This window comes from Deinococcus sp. YIM 77859, assembly GCF_000745175.1.
Lineage (GTDB): Bacteria > Deinococcota > Deinococci > Deinococcales > Deinococcaceae > Deinococcus.
This window is the reverse complement of record NZ_JQNI01000002.1, coordinates 1,559,781-1,578,722: the sequence shown is the minus strand read 5'-3', so window position 1 is coordinate 1,578,722 and position 18,942 is coordinate 1,559,781. Positions and strand designations below refer to the sequence as shown.

General features: G+C 67.1%; 13 protein-coding genes. 7 read left to right on the top strand and 6 right to left on the bottom strand.

The window, feature by feature from the left end:
- Positions 1-26: 26 nt before the first annotated feature.
- The gene (locus tag EI73_RS07720) at positions 27-4,790 is read left to right on the top strand and encodes a glutamate synthase-related protein (RefSeq protein WP_051935447.1); all 4,764 of its coding nucleotides are present in this window, start codon (positions 27-29) and stop codon (positions 4,788-4,790) included.
- A 104-nt stretch (positions 4,791-4,894) separates the two neighbouring features.
- Entirely contained in the window at positions 4,895-6,361 is a 1,467-nt protein-coding gene (locus EI73_RS07715; RefSeq protein WP_034385720.1) for a glutamate synthase subunit beta, read from the top strand.
- 36 nt (positions 6,362-6,397) lie between these two features.
- Here the strand turns inward: EI73_RS07715 and glyA are convergent, their stop codons facing one another.
- On the bottom strand, positions 6,398-7,624 hold the full coding sequence (gene glyA / locus EI73_RS07710; protein ID WP_034385719.1) for a serine hydroxymethyltransferase: 1,227 nt from the start codon (positions 7,622-7,624) through the stop codon (positions 6,398-6,400).
- Between the two features lie 265 nt (positions 7,625-7,889).
- Here glyA and pheS point away from each other — a divergent pair, with 265 nt between their 5' ends.
- Both pheS and EI73_RS07700 read left to right on the top strand, forming a co-directional pair.
- Positions 7,890-8,909, top strand: coding sequence for a phenylalanine--tRNA ligase subunit alpha (pheS, locus tag EI73_RS07705; protein WP_034385718.1), 1,020 nt, complete (start codon positions 7,890-7,892; stop codon positions 8,907-8,909).
- A gap of 112 nt (positions 8,910-9,021) precedes the next feature.
- On the top strand, positions 9,022-11,478 hold the full coding sequence (locus EI73_RS07700) for a phenylalanine--tRNA ligase subunit beta (RefSeq protein ID WP_034385715.1): 2,457 nt from the start codon (positions 9,022-9,024) through the stop codon (positions 11,476-11,478).
- Between the two features lie 7 nt (positions 11,479-11,485).
- Here EI73_RS07700 and EI73_RS07695 read toward each other — a convergent pair whose 3' ends face one another.
- Both EI73_RS07695 and rocF read right to left on the bottom strand, forming a co-directional pair.
- On the bottom strand, positions 11,486-12,823 hold the full coding sequence (locus EI73_RS07695; RefSeq protein WP_034385713.1) for a S41 family peptidase: 1,338 nt from the start codon (positions 12,821-12,823) through the stop codon (positions 11,486-11,488).
- 96 nt (positions 12,824-12,919) lie between these two features.
- Positions 12,920-13,819, bottom strand: coding sequence for an arginase (rocF, locus tag EI73_RS07690; RefSeq protein ID WP_034385711.1), 900 nt, complete (start codon positions 13,817-13,819; stop codon positions 12,920-12,922).
- 401 nt (positions 13,820-14,220) lie between these two features.
- On the opposite strand from rocF, the gene EI73_RS07685 reads away from it, so the two are divergent.
- Positions 14,221-14,646: a hypothetical protein gene (locus tag EI73_RS07685; RefSeq protein ID WP_034385708.1), complete on the top strand. Its 426-nt coding sequence runs from the start codon at positions 14,221-14,223 to the stop codon at positions 14,644-14,646.
- Positions 14,647-14,652: 6 nt separating this feature from the next.
- Here EI73_RS07685 and EI73_RS07680 read toward each other — a convergent pair whose 3' ends face one another.
- Together EI73_RS07680 and paaI are read right to left on the bottom strand one after the other, a co-directional pair.
- A complete protein-coding gene (locus EI73_RS07680) occupies positions 14,653-15,192 on the bottom strand; it encodes a single-stranded DNA-binding protein (RefSeq protein ID WP_034385706.1) in 540 nt (179 codons plus the stop codon).
- A gap of 40 nt (positions 15,193-15,232) precedes the next feature.
- A complete protein-coding gene (paaI, locus tag EI73_RS07675) occupies positions 15,233-15,610 on the bottom strand; it encodes a hydroxyphenylacetyl-CoA thioesterase PaaI (protein ID WP_034385703.1) in 378 nt (125 codons plus the stop codon).
- 57 nt (positions 15,611-15,667) lie between these two features.
- Between paaI and EI73_RS07670 the strand changes: the two genes are divergently transcribed.
- Positions 15,668-16,717 carry a M42 family metallopeptidase gene (locus tag EI73_RS07670; RefSeq protein ID WP_034385700.1) on the top strand — a complete coding sequence of 350 codons (1,050 nt, stop codon included), beginning with the start codon at positions 15,668-15,670 and terminating at the stop codon, positions 16,715-16,717.
- A 169-nt stretch (positions 16,718-16,886) separates the two neighbouring features.
- Here EI73_RS07670 and EI73_RS07665 read toward each other — a convergent pair whose 3' ends face one another.
- The gene (locus EI73_RS07665) at positions 16,887-18,404 is read right to left on the bottom strand and encodes a carboxypeptidase M32 (RefSeq protein WP_034385697.1); all 1,518 of its coding nucleotides are present in this window, start codon (positions 18,402-18,404) and stop codon (positions 16,887-16,889) included.
- Between the two features lie 128 nt (positions 18,405-18,532).
- On the opposite strand from EI73_RS07665, the gene EI73_RS07660 reads away from it, so the two are divergent.
- On the top strand, positions 18,533-18,856 hold the full coding sequence (locus tag EI73_RS07660; RefSeq protein WP_034385695.1) for a hypothetical protein: 324 nt from the start codon (positions 18,533-18,535) through the stop codon (positions 18,854-18,856).
- The last annotated feature ends 86 nt before the right edge of the window (positions 18,857-18,942 follow it).

The following is an 18,942-nucleotide window of genomic DNA, read 5'->3' as shown; positions in this document are numbered from 1 at the left end:
TCAACATGGACCAGTCAGAACGCCGGATGCCTCCGGCTGAATACCCTATCCCGTCCGGTTCGGACCTCGCCCGGGCGGGCACACACGGCCTGTACTCTGCGCGCGAGCATGACGCCTGTGGCGTGGGCTTTGTGGCGCACCTGCGCGGCCAGAAGTCGCACGCGATCATCGAGCAGGGCCTCAGGATTCTGGAAAACCTCGACCACCGCGGTGCCGTCGGGGCCGATCCCCTGATGGGGGACGGGGCGGGCATCCTGATCCAGATTCCCGACGAGTTCTACCGAGCCGAGATGAACCGGCAGGGCGTGACCCTCCCGCCCCCCGGGGACTACGGCGTAGGGATGATCTTTCTGCCCAAAGAGATCGCTTCTCGCCGCGCCTGTGAGCAGGAACTGGAGCGGGCCATTCAGGCAGAAGGCCAGGTGCTGCTGGGCTGGCGTGACGTGCCCGTCAGCCGCGAGATGCCGATGAGTCCTGCGGTGCGTGCCAAGGAGCCGGTTATTCGGCAGGTCTTTATCGGGGCCGGGCCCGATACGCTGGTGCCCGACGCCCTGGAGCGCAAGCTGTACGTGATTCGCCGCCGCGCCTCCAACGCGATTCGGGCGCTGAACCTCACCCACGGGGGCGAGTACTACGTGCCCTCCATGTCCTGCCGCACCGTGATCTACAAGGGCCTGCTGCTCGCCACGCAGGTGGGCGAATACTACCTCGACCTCCAGCAGCCGCAGGTGGTCTCGGCGCTGGCCCTGGTACACCAGCGCTTTTCCACAAACACCTTTCCCGAGTGGTCGCTCGCGCACCCCTACCGCCTGGTGGCCCACAACGGCGAGATCAACACCGTCAAGGGGAACTTCAACTGGATGCGTGCCCGCGAGGGCATCATGCAGTCGCCGGTGCTGGGCGAGGACCTCAAAAAGCTCTACCCCATCTCCTTTGAGGGCGAGTCCGACACCGCCACCTTTGACAATGCGCTGGAACTGCTCGTGATGGCCGGGTACCCGCTCGCGCACGCCGCCATGATGATGATCCCCGAAGCGTGGGAGCAGCATCCCCTGCTGGATGACCGCCGCCGCGCCTTTTACGAGTACCACGCGGCGTTGATGGAGCCCTGGGACGGCCCCGCTGCGATGGTCTTTACCGACGGGCGCGTGATCGGCGCGACCCTGGACCGCAACGGCCTGCGCCCCGCCCGTTACCTGCAGACGCGAGACGACCTGGTGATTCTGGCCTCCGAGTCGGGGGTGCTGCCGGTGCCCGAAAGCCGCATTGTCAAGAAGTGGCGGCTGCAACCGGGCAAGATGTTCCTGATCGACCTGGAACAGGGGCGCATCATCGAGGACGACGAACTCAAGCTCCAGTTTGCTTCTGCTCGCCCGTACCGGCAGTGGGTCGAGAACACCCGCGTGACCGTTACCAGCGACGAGGAGACCGGCCAGCCCGGCGAGTTCCGCGAGTCGCTGCTCGACCGGCAACAGGCGTTCGGCTATACCCAGGAGGACCTGAAGTTCCTGATGGGGCCGATGGCCCTTTCCGGCGAGGAGGGCGTCGGCTCGATGGGGAACGACGCGCCCCTTGCGGTGCTGTCTCACCGCACCAAGCCGCTGTACAACTATTTCCGGCAGCTCTTTGCGCAGGTCACCAACCCGCCCATCGACCCCATCCGCGAGTCGGTCGTGATGTCGCTGGTGTCCTTTGTGGGGCCGCGCCCCAACGTGCTTGACATCAACGCGGTCAACCCGCAGCTTCGCCTCGAGCTGAACCAGCCCATCCTCGACTTTGACGACATGGAGCGCATCCGGGCGATCCGGGAGCACACGCGCGGCAAGTTCAGCTCCTTTGAGCTTGACCTCACCTACCCCGCCTTCTGGGGTGCCCAAGGCATCGAGGCGCGGCTGGCCACCCTCTGCGCCTGGGCGGTCGACGCGATCGGCAGCGGGCACAACATTCTGATTCTCACCGACCGCCGCCTTGACCGCGACCGTGTGGCGATTCCTGCCCTGCTCGCCCTGTCGGCCGTGCACCATCACCTGGTGCGCACCGGCCTGCGCATGAAGGTCGGCCTCGTGGTAGAAACCGGCGATGCCCGCGAGGTGCATCACTTCGCGTGTCTTGCCGGCTACGGCGCGGAAGCGATTCACCCGTACCTCGCGCTGGAAACCCTGGTGCACCTGCACACGCCGGTGCCGGGTCTGGAGCTCACGGGCCTCACTCCGCAACAGGCGGTGCGCAACTACATCAAGGCGGTGGGCAAAGGGCTCTCGAAGATCATGTCCAAGATGGGCGTGTCCACGTACATGTCCTACTGCGGCGCGCAGCTTTTTGAGGCGGTCGGTCTGCAGGCCGATTTCGTCAACCGGTACTTCACCGGCACGTCGACCCAGGTGGGCGGCATCGGCCTGTTCGAGGTGGCAGAAGAAGCCCTGCGCAACCACCGCGCGGCCTTTGGTGACGACCCGCTGCTGCGCACCAACCTCGACGTGGGCGGCGAGTATGCCTGGCGCGTGCGCGGCGAAGAACACATGTGGACGCCCGATGCGGTCGCCAAGCTGCAACATGCCGTGCGCAGCGGCCAATACGCGACCTATGAGGAGTACGCCCGCATCATCAACGACCAGTCGCAGCGTCACATGACCCTGCGGGGTCTGTTTGAGTTCAGGACCGAGGGGGTGACCCCCGTGCCGCTCGAAGAGGTGGAGCCCGCCAGCGAGATCGTGAAGCGCTTTGCGACGGGGGCGATGAGCCTGGGCTCGATCTCCACCGAGGCGCACGCCACCCTGGCCGTCGCGATGAACCGCATCGGTGGCAAGAGCAACACCGGCGAGGGCGGCGAGGACCCCGCCCGCTACGAGCGGGAGCTGCGCGGCGAGGCCATCGGGGAGGGCGAGTCGCTGGCGAGCATCCTGGGACCAAGCCGGGTGGAGGTGGACTACCCCTTGCAGCCTGGAGACAGCCTGCGCAGCCGCATCAAGCAGGTCGCCTCGGGCCGCTTCGGGGTCACCACGAGCTACCTGATCTCGGCGGACCAGATTCAGATCAAGATGGCGCAGGGGGCCAAGCCCGGCGAGGGCGGTCAGCTTCCCGGCGGCAAGGTGAGCGAGTACATCGGTTACCTGCGCCACTCGGTGCCCGGTGTGGGGCTGATCAGCCCGCCCCCCCACCACGACATCTACTCCATTGAGGACCTCGCTCAGCTCATCCACGACCTGAAAAATGTGAACCCGCGCGCGGACATCTCGGTGAAGCTGGTGTCGGAGGTGGGAGTGGGCACCGTCGCGGCGGGGGTCGCCAAGGCAAAGGCCGACCACATCGTGATTGCTGGGCATGACGGCGGCACCGGTGCCTCCCCCTGGAGCAGCATCAAGCATGCGGGCACGGCGTGGGAACTGGGGCTCTCGGAAACGCAGCAGACCCTGGTGCTCAACCGCCTGCGTGACCGGGTGCGCGTGCAGGTGGACGGACAGATCAAAACCGGCCGTGACGTGGTGATCGGCGCCTTGTTGGGTGCCGATGAGTTTGGCTTTGCCACCGCCCCGCTTGTCGCAGAAGGCTGCATCATGATGCGCAAGTGTCACCTGAACACCTGTCCGGTGGGGGTGGCGACCCAGGATCCGGTGCTGCGCGCGAAGTTCAGCGGGAAGCCCGAGCACGTCATCAACTTCTTTTTCTTCGTGGCCGAGGAGGTTCGCCAGATCATGGCGAGGCTCGGCTTCCGCCGCTTTGACGATCTGGTGGGCCGCAGCGACCTGCTGGACACCCGCAAAGGCATCGAGCACTGGAAGGCGCGGGGCCTGGACTTTAGCCGCGTCTTCTACCGTCCGGAGGTGCCCGAAACCGTGGGCATCCGTCATCTCAGCGGGCAGGAGCACGGCCTGGAGCGCGCCCTGGACCGGCGGCTGATCGAGCGGTGCCGTCCTGCCATCGAGGGGGGCGAGCGAATCCACTTCCTGCAGGAGGTGCGCAACGTGAACCGCACGGTGGGCGCGATGCTCTCCGGCGAGCTGATGCGCCGCCGCCCGCAGGGTCTGCCCGACAACACCATCTTTATTCAGATGGAGGGCACCGGCGGCCAGAGCTTCGGGGCGTTTCTCGCGCCCGGCATCACCCTGTACCTGATCGGCGACGCCAACGACTACACCGGCAAGGGCCTTTCCGGCGGCCGGGTGGTCGTGCGCCCCAGCATCGAGTTCCGTGGCCGCGCCGAGGAGAACATCATTGTTGGGAATACCGTGCTGTACGGCGCGACGAGCGGTGAGGCCTTTTTCCGCGGTGTTGCGGGGGAACGCTTCGCGGTGCGCCTCTCCGGAGCCTCGGCGGTTGTCGAGGGCACCGGCGACCACGGCTGCGAGTACATGACCGGTGGTACGGTCGTCGTGCTGGGCAAGACCGGCCGCAACTTCGCCGCGGGGATGTCGGGCGGCGTGGCCTATGTGTACGACGTGGATGGCCGCTTCGAGCAGCGCTGCAACCTCAGCATGGTGGGCCTCTCCCGCGTGCAGCCCGAAGACGAGCAGATGCTCAGCGCTGATCCCGCCACCCTGCACGCGGGGCAGCCCGACGAGGCCCTGCTGCGCCGCCTGATCGAAGACCACCACCGCTGGACCGGTTCGGTGCGCGCCGGAGAACTCCTCGACGACTGGGACAATGCCCTGAAGCGGTTTATCAAGGTCTTTCCCCACGAGTACCAGCGTGCGCTGGCGGCTCGCGCCGGACAGCGGCCCGGCACGGCGCAGGCCGCCGCCGCGATGCTTGAACACCGCCCCGCCGAGGGTCAGGGCGCCCTCACGCCCTGAGGTCGGCTGGGCACAAAGAGCGCGGGGGCCGCAGCACAAGGCTTCAGCCGAGGTCCCCGCACCCGAGCCTCCTCCACCTTCTCACGCCTCCCTCTGGAGTCCCCATGAGCAAAGTCACCGGTTTCCTCGAGCAGCCGCGCGTCAAAGAGACCTACGCGCCCGTGGAGGCGCGCCTGAAGCACTACCACGAGTTCCTGCTGCCCCTGGCGCCGGACCTGGCGCGCCGGCAGGCGACACGCTGTATGGACTGCGGCATTCCCTTTTGCAACAACGGCTGTCCGGTGGGCAACATCATCCCCGACTTCAACAACTTCGTGTACCAGGACGACTGGCGCGCCGCCGTCGAGAACCTGCATTCCACCAACAATTTCCCGGAGTTTACGGGCCGCATCTGCCCGGCGCCGTGCGAAGCTGCCTGCACCCTGGGGATCAACAGTGACCCAGTGGGCATCAAATCCATTGAACTTGCCATCGCCGAGCGCGGCTGGCAGGAGGGCTGGATCACGCCGCAGCCTCCCAGGGTCAAGACCGGAAAAAAGGTGGCGGTGGTGGGCTCCGGCCCCGCCGGTTTGGCGGCGGCGCAGCAGCTTGCCCGCGCCGGGCATGACGTGACGGTCTTTGAGAAAAACGACCGGGTCGGTGGCCTGCTGCGCTACGGCATCCCTGACTTCAAGCTCGAAAAGCACCACATCGACCGCCGCGTGGCCCAGATGGAGGCCGAGGGCGTCACCTTCCGCACCCGCACCCTGGTAGGACAGTTGCCCGAGGGCACCCGGGTGAATAACCTCAGCCGGCAGACGGTCACGCCTGAGGAGCTGCGCGCGGAGTTCGACGCGGTCCTTTTGGCGGGCGGCGCTGAGCAGCCCCGCGACCTGCCGGTGCCCGGGCGCGAGCTGGACGGTATTCACTTTGCGATGGAGTTTTTGCCGCAGCAAAACCGGGTCAACGCGGGAGACCGCCTCAAAAAGCAGATTCGGGCGGACGGCAAGCACGTCATCGTGATTGGGGGCGGCGACACCGGGAGTGACTGCGTGGGCACCAGCAATCGTCACGGTGCCAAGAGCGTCACCCAGTTTGAGGTGATGCCCGCGCCCCCCGAGCAGGAGAACAAGCCCCTGGTGTGGCCCTACTGGCCCCTCAAGTTTCGCACGAGCACAAGCCACGAGGAGGGCTGCGCACGCGAATTCGCCATTGCCACCAAGGAGTTTCTGGGCGAACACGGTCGCGTGACCGGCGTGAAAACTGTCCGGGTCGAGCTTGTGGACGGGAGACTACAGGAAGTCGCGGGCACCGAACAGGTGTACCCCGCCGACCTTGTGCTTCTGGCGATGGGGTTTGTGAGCCCGGTCAGCACCGTCATGGACGCCTTTGGGGTTCACAAGGACGCGCGGGGCAACGCGCAGGCGAGCACGGACGCGCGGGGGGGCTACGCCACCAATGTGCCCGGCGTGTTTGCTGCCGGGGATATGCGCCGCGGCCAAAGCCTGGTTGTGTGGGCCATCCGCGAGGGTCGGCAGGCCGCGCGGGCGATGGACGAGTTTCTGATGGGAGAGACAACGTTACCGCGCTGAGGCGGAGGGGGGAGGCGTGCCCCCTCCGCCTCGGCGTCAGGGCAGCGGGAAGCGCCCCGCGAACGTGTGGACTTCGGCCTTCACGTCCTCGCCCCTCAGCGCGCGGTCGATCAGGTCCGCGATGGTGGACATGTCCTCTTCTTTCATGCCGCGGGTGGTGACGGCGGGCGTGCCGATCCGGATGCCCCCGCCGTGCAGGATTTTTTCGGTGTCGTAGGGCAGGGTGGATTTGCTGATCGTGATGTGGTTGGCGTCGAGCCGCCGGGTGGCCTTGGTGCCGTTGAGCCCCTGTGGGCGCAGGTCCAGTACGAAGAGGTGGTTGTCGGTGCCGCCCGAGACGACGCGGTACCCCCTCGCCTGAAAGGCCTGGGCGAGCGCCTGCGCGTTCCGGATGATCTGGGTCGCGTACGCCCTAAATTCAGGCTGAAGGGCTTCCCCAAAGGCGACGGCCTTGGCGGCGATCACGTGTTCAAGCGGCCCACCCTGGTAGCCGGGGAAGACGGCCCGGTCGATTTTTGCCCCGATCTCGAGATCGTTGCTGAGGATGACGCCGCCGCGCGGACCCCTGAGGGTTTTGTGGGTGGTGGAGGCGACCACATGCGCATGCGGCAGCGCATTGGGGTGTAGTCCCGCCGCGATCAGCCCCGCGATGTGTGCGATGTCCGCAAACAGAAGCGCCCCGACCTCGTCCGCCACCTGCCGGAACGCTGCAAAGTCGATGACGCGGCTGTAGGCGCTGGCTCCGGCGATGATCATCTTCGGCCTGTGCTCGTGGGCGAGGCGGCGCACCTCCTCCATGTCGATGCGTTCCGTCTCGGGGTTCACCTTGTACCCGACGATGGTGTAGCGCAGGCCCGAGAAGTTCACCGGGTTGCCGTGCGTGAGGTGCCCGCCGTGTGAGAGGTCCATCCCCAGCACCGTATCGCCCGGTTCGATCAGGGCGTTATACACGGCGAGGTTCGCACTGGAGCCGGAGTGCGGCTGCACGTTGGCCCACGCGGCCCCGAAAAGCTGTTTGACCCGGTCGATGGCGAGCTGCTCGATCTGGTCCACGACCTCGCAGCCCCCGTACCAGCGCTTGCCGGGGTAGCCTTCGGCGTACTTGTTCGTCAGGACGCTTCCCTGCGCCTCGCGCACGGCGGCGCTACAGAAGTTCTCGGAGGCGATGAGCTCCAGCCCCACGCGCTGGCGCTCGGCCTCCTGCGCGATCAGGTCAAAGACAGCCGTATCACGGACGGCAGCGGGTTGGTCAGCGGTGGTCATGAGGGTACGGTAACACCGGCTCGGGAGGGATGCGGGGGGGCTGTCTCAGCAGTGGGGACGGAGGAAAACTCGGCCTTCAGCCGCAGGCTGTGTGATCGCCCCCGGCTTGACCCCCCTGCTCCTGGCCGCTACCCTGGAGCCATGACGCCCCGGACCGGTACACGTTCGCCGTTTAGCAGCGACCGGGGCACGCCCGCCTGATTCTAGGTCGAGCGCGAGACCCCGCCATCTCCAGTGGCGGGGCTTTTTTGGGACAGGAGACGCGATGAGAGAAGAAGCCCTGCAAGCCATCGAGGCGGCCGATACGCTGGAGGCCCTCCAGGCGGTCAAGACGCGCTACGTCGGCAAGAATGGCCTGGTCACCCGAGAACTCGGGAGCCTGGGCAAGCTGTCTCCCGAAGAGCGCAGGAGCCGCGGTGCGGAGCTCAACGCGCTGCGGCAGGTGATCGACGCCGCGCTGGCCGAGCGTGAGGCGGCCCTGAAACGCGCGGCGCTGGACGCGAAACTTGCCTCTGAGGCCCTCGACGTGACCCTGCCCGGCCTCAAGCTCCCGGCGGGCGGCCTGCATCCGGTCAACCGCGTGTATGAGGAGCTGATCGGCATTTTTGAGCGCATGGGCTACGCGGTCGTCGAGGGGCCGGAGGTCGAAGACGAGCAGCACAACTTCGAGGCGCTGAACGTGCCGTGGTATCACCCCGCCCGTGACCTGCAGGACACCTTTTGGCTGGAAGACGGCCGCCTGCTGCGCACCCACACCTCCCCGATGCAGGTGCGCTACATGGTGGAGCACGAGCCCCCCCTCAAGGTGGTCGTGCGCGGCAAGGTCTACCGCTATGAGGCGACCGACGCCACCCACGAGGCCATGTTTCACCAGCTTGAAGGCCTGGTGGTGGGCGAAGGCATATCCATGGCCGACCTCAAGGGCACGATTGCCGAGATGGCCCGCGGCCTGTACGGCCCTACGGCGCGCGTCCGCTTTCAGCCCTCCTACTATCCCTTCGTGGAGCCCGGCGCGGATTTCGCCGTGTGGTGGGATAACCCGCGCGGCGAGAGCAAGTGGCTGGAACTCGGGGGCTGCGGGATGGTTCATCCCCATGTCTTTCGCGCGGTGGACGACCTGCGGGAGCAGCAGGGCAAGCCCCGCGTGTACGAGGGCAAGACCGGCTTCGCCTTTGGCCTGGGGCCCGAGCGCATCGCCATGCTGAAGTACGGGATTCCTGATATCCGGTATTTCTACGCCAACGACCCGCGGGTACTGGGGCAGTTCCGGGGGGAGCTGGCGTGATACGGATTTCGGTTGAACAGAGCGGCCGCCCCCGTGAAGCCCGACCGGCGGGAGAAGGAAAAAGGACGAATTCCAGAGTGGCGTTTGACACCCGCCCCCTTCCGAGGTTCCTATGAAACTGCCCTACTCCTGGCTCAAAGAACTCGTTCCTGGCCTGCCGCCTGCCCCCGACCTCGAACCGGTCCTCGCCAGCATGGGCCTCCCGCTGGAAGGTATCGAAGAAGTTCCCGCTCCGCCCGCGGGCGTTCTCCTCGCGGCGGTCACCGCCGCTGATCCGGTGGAAGGAACGCAGCTCACCCGGCTCACGCTCGACGTGGGACCGCACGGCACCAAGACGGTGGCTTCCGGTGCGCCCAACGCGGCTGGCCTGCCTGCGGGAACGGTGGTTGCGCTCGTCACGCCCGGCACGACGCTGGACGGCGTGGAATACGGCGTGCGGCAGATACAGGGCGTGGAGTCCTGGGGGATGGCGGCGAGCGCAAAGGAGCTGGGCATCGGTGAAACAAGCACGGGCCTGCTGCTGTTTCCGGTGGGCACCGCCGAGCCGGGGACGCCCATGCGCGAGCTGTGGGCAGCCGACCACGTGCTTGACGTGGAGGTGACGCCCAACCGCGCCGACGTGCTGAGCGCCCTAGGCCTCGCGCGTGATCTGGCGGCCTTTTTGCAGCTGGAACTGCGCGAGCCGGAGGCGGGACCGGCAGCCCGCGGTGCAGGTGAGATTCGTGTCACGCTTCCCCCGCGTGGCGTGACGTTGGAGCGCGACCCCTCGCGCAAGATTCGCTTCGGCTGTGACCACTTCGTCGCCCGTACCGTAAGCGGTCTGCACAACGGTCCCTCGCCCCTGTGGATGCAGCGGCGCCTGACCCTGAGTGGGATGCGCCCCATCGACCTCATCGTAGACACCAGCAACTACGTGATGCTGGAACTGGGGCAGCCCACGGCGCTGTACGACCGCCGGGATGTGGTGGATGATCAGATCGTCGTCTCCTTTGGCCTGCGTCAGGGCGAGGTCGTGCGGGATCTGCTGGGCCATGAACACACGGTCGGCCCCGAAGACCTCCTGATTCGCGACGGGCGCGAGGTGACCATCCCCAGCGTGGCCGAAGCCCTGGCGACAGCGGGCGCGCCAAAACCGGGGCAGGGCGTCTTGGGGATTGCGGGAATCGTGGGGGGCGATCACGGACACGTGCGGGCCGACACACGGGACGTGGTGATCGAGTCGGCGCACTTTGACCCCGTCCTCCTGCGCCGGACGAGCACCCGGCTGGGCCTGAAGACGGACGCCGCCTACCGCTACGAGCGCGGCGTGGACCCGCTGTTGCCCCCCCGCGCGGCGGACCGGCTGGTGGGCCTGCTCGCCCAGGCCGGCGGGCAGCCGCATCCCGGGGCGACCGTCGCCGGTCAGCCGGAAGTGCCGGGCCCCATCGAGGCGACCGGTGAGCAGATCCGCGCGCTGCTGGGCATGGCCGTGGCCACCGGGGAAATGGTGGATATCCTCGCCCGCCTGGGGTGCCGAGTGGAGCAGGACGGGGACCGTCTCACGGTCACCCCGCCCTCCTGGCGAGTCGACCTAAAGATCTGGCAGGACCTGGCGGAGGAGGTTGCCCGGCTCTACGGCTACGCGCACCTTCCGGAGACGCTGCCCACCCTGCGCGTTCACCCGAGCAACCTGGGTGCGGAGCGCGAAAGCGTGGGCCGTGCCGAGCTGCGCCGGACCCTGGCGGGCCTGGGCGTTCAAGAGGTCGTCACCTATACCTTTACGAACGACGAGGAGGCAGAAAAAGCCCGCAGTGAGCGCCCCGGCGTGCGCCTGCGCAACCCCCTGAGCGCTGACCGAACCGGGCTGCGCACGGCCCTCTACCCCAGCCTTCTGAAAGCCGCACAGGCCTATCCAAAGGGCGAGCGCGTGCTGCTGTTTGAACTCGGGCGGATTTTCCCCACGGGCGGCGAGGCCGAGCGCCTGGGGCTCCTGATGCGCGGTCCCCTCGCGCCGCCCACGCACCTGCCGGGCGTGGCGGGATCCTTTGAGGTGTTTAGGGGGCTGGTGGAAGCCTTTGCCGCCGCTCTGGGCGCCAGCTTCGAGGTGCGGCAACTGCGTGGGGACGCGGTGCCGCCCGCCCTGCATCCCGGGATCGCCGGGGAAGTCGTGTGGAACGGGCAGCCCGTGGGCTGGCTGGGGGCCCTTCACCCCGAAGTCGCGCAGGCGTTTGGCCTGAAAGGAGAGACTTTCCTGCTGGAGGCGGCGTTGCCCCTTCCAGGCCGTGAGTGGGCCTTTCGTGACCCCAGCCGTGCCCCGGCGGCGTGGCGTGACCTGGCCGTGATCGCTCCGCGCGAGGTGAGCTACGGCGAGATCGCCACGCTGTTGCGGCGCGAGGCGGGCGAGCTGCTCGAAAGCATGGAGCCCTTCGACGTGTATGTCGGTGCGCCCATCCCCGAGGGGCAGCGCAGCGTGGCGGTGCGCCTGGTGTTTCGCGGCACGCGAACCCTGACGGATGCCGAGGTTGACCCCATCATGGACCGCCTGATGACGGCGGTGCGCAGGCAGGGGTGGAGCATCCGCGAGAAGTGAGCTGGCCTCAGGGGTTCGGCCGGTCCTGCGCGAGGGTCGGTGCGGTGGCAAGGGCCTGTACCCCGAGGTCCAACAGGGTGTCGTGGCCGCGGGTGAGCTGCCGCACGTCCTCCTCGGTCTGCTCGCGCACTTGGTCGGGCGTGATCTGGGTGGGGTAGGGCTGGCCGTCGGGTTTGACGTAGCTGATGATGGTGAGTTGAACCGCGGGAGGTGCCTCGCCCGCCTGTCCCGGCGGAGTCTTGATGGGAAAGACGTAGGTGGCGGTGTTTCCCACGCCCGCCGTGACCTCTCCGACCACCGGGCCGCGCTCGGCGTACTGCACCTCGTAGGCGAAAAACTCGCTGCACGAGGCGCTGCTGCGGTCGACCAGCACCGCCAGCGGCCCGGTCCACAGCTGCGGGTGACGAACGCCGCCGCTGCTGCGCCCGTTCTCAAAGCGAGTCCCGCGCTGAATCAGCGTGGGCAGGTTGCCGTCCGCACTGCGGGCGACCCGGGTAAAGGTCGGAACGAAGGCGCTCACTGCCCCGTCACATTCCAGCAGGCTGCCCCCCGGGTTGCCGCGCAGGTCCACCACCATGCCCTGCGCGCCCCGCGCCTGCGCCTCGCCCACCAGGTCATGCACGCGCTGCGCCACCCCGCCCCCCGACAGGAACGTGGGAATGCGCAGCACCGCGATGTTGTTTTGTGCGCCGGTAAAGCTCAGGCGCGGCAGGTCACGGGTGCTGCTGTCGCGCGCCGTGAGGCGTACCGTCAGGCGCTGCCCGGCGCGGTCCACCTCCAGCGTAATGCTGCGCCCGGCTTGCCGCGCCTCCCGCAGGGCGGCGTACGTGTAGGGTTGGCCGTTCAGGGTAAGCAGCACGTCTCCCCGGCGCAGGCCCGCTTCCTCGGCGGCGCTTTGCGGCAGGACTTCGAGCACGACCCGGTTTTCTCCGTCGAGACGTGCGAGCTTGACCCCAAACTGCTGACGGTTGCCGCCCGTCGCGCTCGCCATGAAATCGCGGTAGTCCTCGGGGGTCATGAAAAAGGTATGCTCGTCTCCCAGCGCCGTGAGTTCGGCCTCCAGCACCGGGTACGCCTTTTCAGCCGGGCAGGTGCTGAGCATGGCGGCGCACACCGCGTTCAGCCGCGCCTGGTACTCACGGGTGAGGGCCTGGCGGTCCACGGTGGAAAGCCCGCCGTAGTCCTCGTGGAGCAGGCGGTTGACCTCGTCAAAGGTCGCCTGGGCGGGGGAAACGGCAGCGGAAGGCTGAGCGAGGGTCGCCGGGCCCAGCCCGGACGTGAGCAGCAGCGTGGTGGCGAGGAGGGCGGAGACACGCCGAGCGGACGGGCGCGGTTGGGCGTTCATGGGTGTTTCCATTCTGCTCTGGACAGATGGGAACTTGGTGGGGTGAGAATGCTGCGGCGGTTGCAATTCCGGTTTCCCGGCGCCTCCTGGCTGGCCTCAGAGAATGCGCTGGCCCAGCAGGCTGGCGGCCATTCCCACCATCACCTCGGCCGTCTGGTTGCGGGTGTCGAGCACCGGATTCACCTCCACGATGTCCAGGCTGGTCACTCGGCCCGACTCGCTGAGCAGCTCCATCAGGAGGTGACCTTCGCGGTACGTCAGGCCGCCGGGCACGGGAGTGCCCACGCCGGGCGCGACCGTGGGATCTAGGGCGTCGGCGTCAAAGGACACGTGCAGCCGCCGCACGTCGCCAAGGCGGTCGAGCGTCTCCTCGGTGATGCGGGTGATGCCGAGCTGGTCCACCTCCTTCATGGTGTACACCTGTACCCCCGCTTCGCGCAGCAGCTCGCGCTCCCGCGGGTCCACGCTGCGAATTCCAATCATGACGATGTCTTCAGGGCGCATGTGCCAGCCGCCGCCCAGCCCGGCAAGCTGCGGGTCTCCCAGCCCGGTGAGGTGCGCGACGGGCATCCCGTGGATATTCCCGCTGGGGCTGGTTTCGGGTGTGTTGTAGTCGGTATGGGCGTCCACCCAGATCAGGCCGGTGCGTTCTCCGGTGGGATGGCCGCGCAGCGCGTTGCCCGTCACGGTTCCCATGCTGACCGAGTGGTCTCCTCCCAGCGTCACCGGAAAGACGTCTTCCGGAAGGTGCCGGAGCCGCTCGACCACCGCACGGCACGCTTCCAGAATCGGTTCGAGAAACACCAGCCCCGCGCTGGCGTGCTTGTCAAGCGTCTCGGGCAGCGCTACGTCCACGTCGCCCAGGTCGGATACGGTGTGCCCCAGGGCACGCAGCGTCGCGGCAAGGTGCGCGTTTCGCAGGGCCGAGGCCCCCATGTCCACGCCGCGCCGCCCCGCTCCTAGGTCCATCGGAATCCCCAGAATATTCACGTTCACGAGGACCAGGGTAGGGCCAGAACGTTCCTATGCCTTGAGGCTGCAAGAATATGTCTTGGGATTGAGCCCGGCGGCGGCCCAGCGTGCCAAGCGGCTGAATACTCATGAAGGTTCCCTCACCCGCCTCTGCGAAACCCGGCCAGTTTTCTTAAGGCTGCTCTGCCAGATGGCACATCCAGGCCGGTGGCGGGGCGAGCATACTTTGTCTCGGCTTTCGGGGCAGCCCGAGCTGGAGGGAGACGCCCACCTCCCATAAACGGGCGCGCGAGCGGGCCGGACTGCAGCGGTAGAGACCGTAGGAACGCAGTGGCCGCAGGTGGGTTCGAGGCCCGTCACCCGCACCCCCAAGAGAGGAAGCCCGGTTCTGGGGCTTCCTCTTCGCTTTGGTCTAGGATCGGGGGATGGCTGCGCCTTTCATCACCAACGCTGCTCGCTTGCGTGCGTTTCACCGCGCGGCGGGCCTGCCCTCACCCGAGCGCCCGACGGTGCCGGACCTCGCCCTGCTGACGCTGCGCCGCACCCTGCTGCGTGAGGAGATGGCGGAAGTCGAGGACGAGCTCGCCACCCTGGAAGCTCGCCTACACCGAGCCGAAGCGGTCTCTCCCGCCGACCTCGCGCCCCTCGCCCATGAGCTCGCCGACCTCCTGTACGTGACCTATGGTGCTTTGGACGCGCTCGGGATCGACGCCGACGCTGTATTTGCCGAGATCCACCGCGCCAATCTGAGCAAGACGAGCGGCCCCAAACGCGCCGACGGCAAGCTGCTCAAGCCCGAGGGCTGGCAGCCTGCCGACGTGCGGGGCGTGCTTGAGGCGCGGCGAGGGTAAAGCCCCTCAGAAGGGCGTTTCTTCGTCCTGCACCGCAGCTGCGCTGGAGCGGCCACCCGGGGCACGGGCCGCAGCGGGGCGGGCGGGAGCTGCCTGCGTGGACGCACGGTTGCCGCCGGGCACGGCGTAGCGTTCCTGCCGCTTGCCGCCACGGAAAATGGCGAGGGTCACGTACTCGAACTCGCCGTCAGCCTTTTCGCGGACATGCTCGGGATCGGTGTTCTTGGCGCCGCGGGAGTACTTGACGGCGGCGGGAAGCTTCATCTTGCGGCTGTCGACCGCCTCCAGTTCGCGGCGGCGGTAGGCGTGGCCGCGGTGCAGAATCATCTCTTCACCGTCGGGGCTGGTCCATTTTCTAGCGCCGATCAGCGACCAGTCGAAGTCGGGTTCATTCTCCAACGGAAACTGGTAGCCGCCGGGCGGAACCTCGCCGCTCGTCCAGCCCAGACGTCCGTACTGGCGCTGCACGTCGAGCAGCTTGTCCACGCTTTCCACGTCCACCGTCACCTTTGCGCCCAGATCGGTGATGAATTCGATATGCAGCATCCTGCCTCCTTACGTAAATAACATAACACAAAGAGGAGGCTCAGGGGGAGACGGAAGTTAACCTGGCACGCCGCGACACCGTCCCCAGGAAGAGGGCCAGGAGCTCCCCCTTCTCGCCGCGCCGCACCTCCACCCGGTAGGTCGCCAGGGTGCGGCCCACTCGCTCTGGGGTGGCGACCGCAACCAGTTCGTCCCCGACGTGGGCCGCGCGAAAGAAACTCAGGTGGGTTTCGATCGCGACCGCCTGCGCTTCCAGGTTGCTGATCAGGGCAAAGGCCTCGTCCGCGAGGCTAAACAGCAGGCCGCCATGGGCCGTGCCGTGCATGTTGAGGCCGCCCGCGGTGACGGTCAGGGTCACGCGGGTGCGCTCGGGGGTGGCTTCCAGCACCTGCATGCCCAGCGTTTCGGCATAGCTCATGGTGGCAGGGTATCGCCCCAGCGGGGCCGGGTTTGGGCGCGTGGGTATCATCCCCCCATGACTGTTCCGCCCACCCCCGTCGACCTGGCGTACACGACCGACCTGCTGCTGCGCCTGCTCAACACGCCCAGTCCGACCGGGTTTACGGGGGCTGCCGTGCGCCTGCTGGAGGAGGAACTCAGGGCGCTCGGCGTGCCCTTTACTCGCAGCAAGAAGGGCGCGCTGACCTGGGAGGTCGTGGGGCAACCCGAGGCGCCGCACACCACCTTCAGCGGCCACGTGGACACGCTGGGCGCGATGGTCAAGGAGATCAAAGAGAATGGGCGCCTGCGCCTCGCCATGCTGGGTAGCTACGACTGGGCCACCATCGAGGGTGAGTACGTACAGGTCCATACGCGGCGGGGCAACCCCGTCACCGGGACCGTTGTGAATACGCGCCAAAGCACCCACGTCCACGGACCGGCCCTGCGTGAGCTGCGGCGCGAGCAGAGCGTGATGGAAGTTCGCCTGGATGCCCCCACGGCGAGTGCTGGCGAGACGCGGGCTCTGGGCATCGAGGTCGGGGACTTCGTGAGCCTCGATCCCCGCGCCGTTCTGACGGAAGCGGGGTACCTTAAGAGCCGCCACCTCGATAACAAGGCCGCTGTCGCCCTCTTTATAGGCGTGACGCGGGCCTTGTTGGAAGGGCCGCCCGTCCACACGGTCGCCTTTCACGTCACCACCTATGAGGAGGTCGGGCACGGAGCAGCAACCGGAATTCCGCCCCACACCGACGAACTCATCGCCGTGGACATGGCCGCGGTGGGCGAGGGCCAGACGAGCAGCGAGCATCACGTCACCCTTTGTGTGACGGACAGCGGTGGGCCGTACGACCACGCGCTGGGTCAACGTCTGCGGGAAGCCGCCCGTCGCGCGGGCCTGGACCTTAAGATTGACCTCTATCCCTACTACGCCAGTGATGGCACGGCGGCCTGGCGAGCGGGTGGCGACTATCCCGTCGCGCTGATCGGCCCCGGTGTGGACGCCAGCCACGCCTACGAGCGCACCCACCTTGATGCCCTGCGGGCGACGGCAGAGCTGATGCTGGCGCATGTGCGCCGGGGGTGACGCGAGCGTCATCTTTCCTCTCTCGCCAGGCGGCAAAAGCTGGCCGGAGAGGATTTGCCGCAGACACCTTGCAGCAGTGTCGCATGTGCAGACACACCAAGCGGGCGACCGGCTTTCGTGGTGGAAGAGGCGTGCCACGAGAAGCCCCGGCCTTAGGGGCTGGGGCAGTTCACAGCGTCACCCCGTACAGTTCTCCGTACTTCCCGCGCAGATACTTCAGGTAGGGTTCCACCGTGAGGGCCTGCCCGGTTGCGCGCTCGACCAGTTCGTTGGGAGTGTAGCGGCGGCCGTGGGCGTAGACGTTCTCGCGCAGCCAGCCGTGCAGGCGGTGGAAATCGGCGCGGGCAATGTCTTCTGCCAGCCCCGGATTCGCCCGCTCGGCGGCCGCGTAGAACTGCGCGCTCAGCACGTTGCCGAGGGTATAGCCCTGAAAAGCCCCGCCGATGCTCCCAAAGTACCAGTGCACGTCCTGCAAGACGCCGTCTACGTCGCTGGGTGCACGCAGGCCCAGGTTCTGCTCGTAGGCGGCGTGCCAGGCGTCAGCCAGGTCACGCACGGCCAGACGGCCGGCGAGCAGGTCACGTTCCAGCTCGAAGCGGGTGATGACGTGCAGGTTATAGGTGAGTTCGTCGGCATCCGTGCGGATCAGGGAGCGGGCCACCGTGTTCACGGCGCGGTGCATCTCCTCCTCGGTCACGTCCGCGAGCTGCTCCGGGAAGGCGTCGCGCAGGGGCCCGAAGTACGCCGCCCAAAAGGCACGGCTTCGGCCAACCAAGTTTTCCCATAGCCTGGACTGGCTTTCATGAACGCCTGCGCTCACGCCGCCTCCCAGCGGTGTGGCCAGCAGCTCCTCTGAGATGCCCTGCTCGTACATCGCGTGGCCGGATTCGTGCAGGGTGGAGTACAGGGCTTCCGAGAGGTCGTCTTCCTTCACCCGAGTGGTGATGCGGACATCCTGCGCGCCCAGCCGGATCATAAAGGGGTGATGGGTGAGGTCCTGTCGCCCGCGCGTGAAGTCGTAGCCATAGTCGCGAATCACCGACTCGCCGAACTTCAGTTGCTCCTGTCCCGGGTAATGGCGGTGCAGAAAGTCTGTGCGGGGCGGTGTGGCCCCGGTCACGGCCTCGACCATCGGCACCAGCGCCGCGCGGAGCTGGGCGAACACCTCCCCGACCTGCGCCGCCGTCATGCCCTCGTCCGACTGGTCGATGAAGTAATCGAGGGGATCACTGAATTCCGGAAAGTAGCTGGCGGCCTGCAGGCTGAGGTCAAGGGTCTTTTCGAGGTACGGCACCATCCGCGCGAAGTCGTTGGCAGGGCGCGCTTCTGCCCATGCGGCGTAGCTCTCACCGGTGTGCCGGCTGAACTCGGCGACAAATTCGCTGGGAAAGCGGGTGGCTTCCTCAAAGTCCTTGCGGGCAACCGCTACCATGCGCGCCTGCACGGGCGTCAGGTCGTCCCGGTCCGAGAGCTCCTCCAGCAGCCGCCCGTAGGTGGAATCGGTCGCCCGCTCGTGCCGCAGCCGGGAAAGCAGGGCCCGCTGCCGTGCCCTTCCTGCCGCTGCGCCCGCCGGGAGGTAGGTGCTCTGGTCCCATCCCAGCAGAGAGCCGATCCCGCCCAGGTCGGCGAGTTCCTGCCAGCGTTGCTGTACCTCTGCCCAGGCCGTTTCCGTCCGTGTTGTGGTCATAGGGGTAGGGTAACTCTTCCGCTGCGACTAGACCTCGGCATTTGGGGAGAGACAACCTGCGGGCCCCTCTCCACAGGTTTGCTTGCCTTCTCAGGTTTCCTGTGTTAGATGAGGAAACGGAGGAAAAGATGAAAAAGATGATTCTTCTGGCCGCCACCTTCTCCCTGATGCTCTCGGCCTGTGCGCCCAAGTACAGCACCGCCACCCTCAAGCCCGTCTCGGAGATGAGCTGCGCTGAGATGCAAGAGGACTTTAGCAAGGCCCTGGCGGTACGAGCGGAAGCCGAGAAGAAGAAGGGGTTCAGCAAGGAGAATGTTGCCTGGGCGATCTTTTTCTTCCCTGGCGCTGTGGTGAACGAACTCGATAACCGTGAGGTCATCGACAAGGCCGATGCCCGTATTGCCGAACTGCGCAAGGCGGCTCCCGCCAAGGGTTGCGAGCTGAAGATGTAAACCCGGTCCTCGTTGGCGGCGGGAAGGTGATGGCCTTCCTGCCGTATCTGTGCGTGTCCCGCGAGCGCTTGGAGCGGGTGACGGTG

Coding starts and splice junctions, on each gene's coding strand:
- EI73_RS07695 (WP_034385713.1), bottom strand. CDS start 12,823: ATGAACGCCCAACCGCGCCCGTCCGCTCGGCGTGTCTCCGCCCTCCTC.
- EI73_RS07660 (WP_034385695.1), top strand. CDS start 18,533: ATGAAAAAGATGATTCTTCTGGCCGCCACCTTCTCCCTGATGCTCTCG.
- EI73_RS07685 (WP_034385708.1), top strand. CDS start 14,221: ATGGCTGCGCCTTTCATCACCAACGCTGCTCGCTTGCGTGCGTTTCAC.
- EI73_RS07700 (WP_034385715.1), top strand. CDS start 9,022: ATGAAACTGCCCTACTCCTGGCTCAAAGAACTCGTTCCTGGCCTGCCG.
- EI73_RS07720 (WP_051935447.1), top strand. CDS start 27: ATGCCTCCGGCTGAATACCCTATCCCGTCCGGTTCGGACCTCGCCCGG.
- paaI (WP_034385703.1), bottom strand. CDS start 15,610: ATGAGCTATGCCGAAACGCTGGGCATGCAGGTGCTGGAAGCCACCCCC.
- EI73_RS07715 (WP_034385720.1), top strand. CDS start 4,895: ATGAGCAAAGTCACCGGTTTCCTCGAGCAGCCGCGCGTCAAAGAGACC.
- glyA (WP_034385719.1), bottom strand. CDS start 7,624: ATGACCACCGCTGACCAACCCGCTGCCGTCCGTGATACGGCTGTCTTT.
- pheS (WP_034385718.1), top strand. CDS start 7,890: ATGAGAGAAGAAGCCCTGCAAGCCATCGAGGCGGCCGATACGCTGGAG.
- EI73_RS07680 (WP_034385706.1), bottom strand. CDS start 15,192: ATGCTGCATATCGAATTCATCACCGATCTGGGCGCAAAGGTGACGGTG.
- EI73_RS07665 (WP_034385697.1), bottom strand. CDS start 18,404: ATGACCACAACACGGACGGAAACGGCCTGGGCAGAGGTACAGCAACGC.
- EI73_RS07670 (WP_034385700.1), top strand. CDS start 15,668: ATGACTGTTCCGCCCACCCCCGTCGACCTGGCGTACACGACCGACCTG.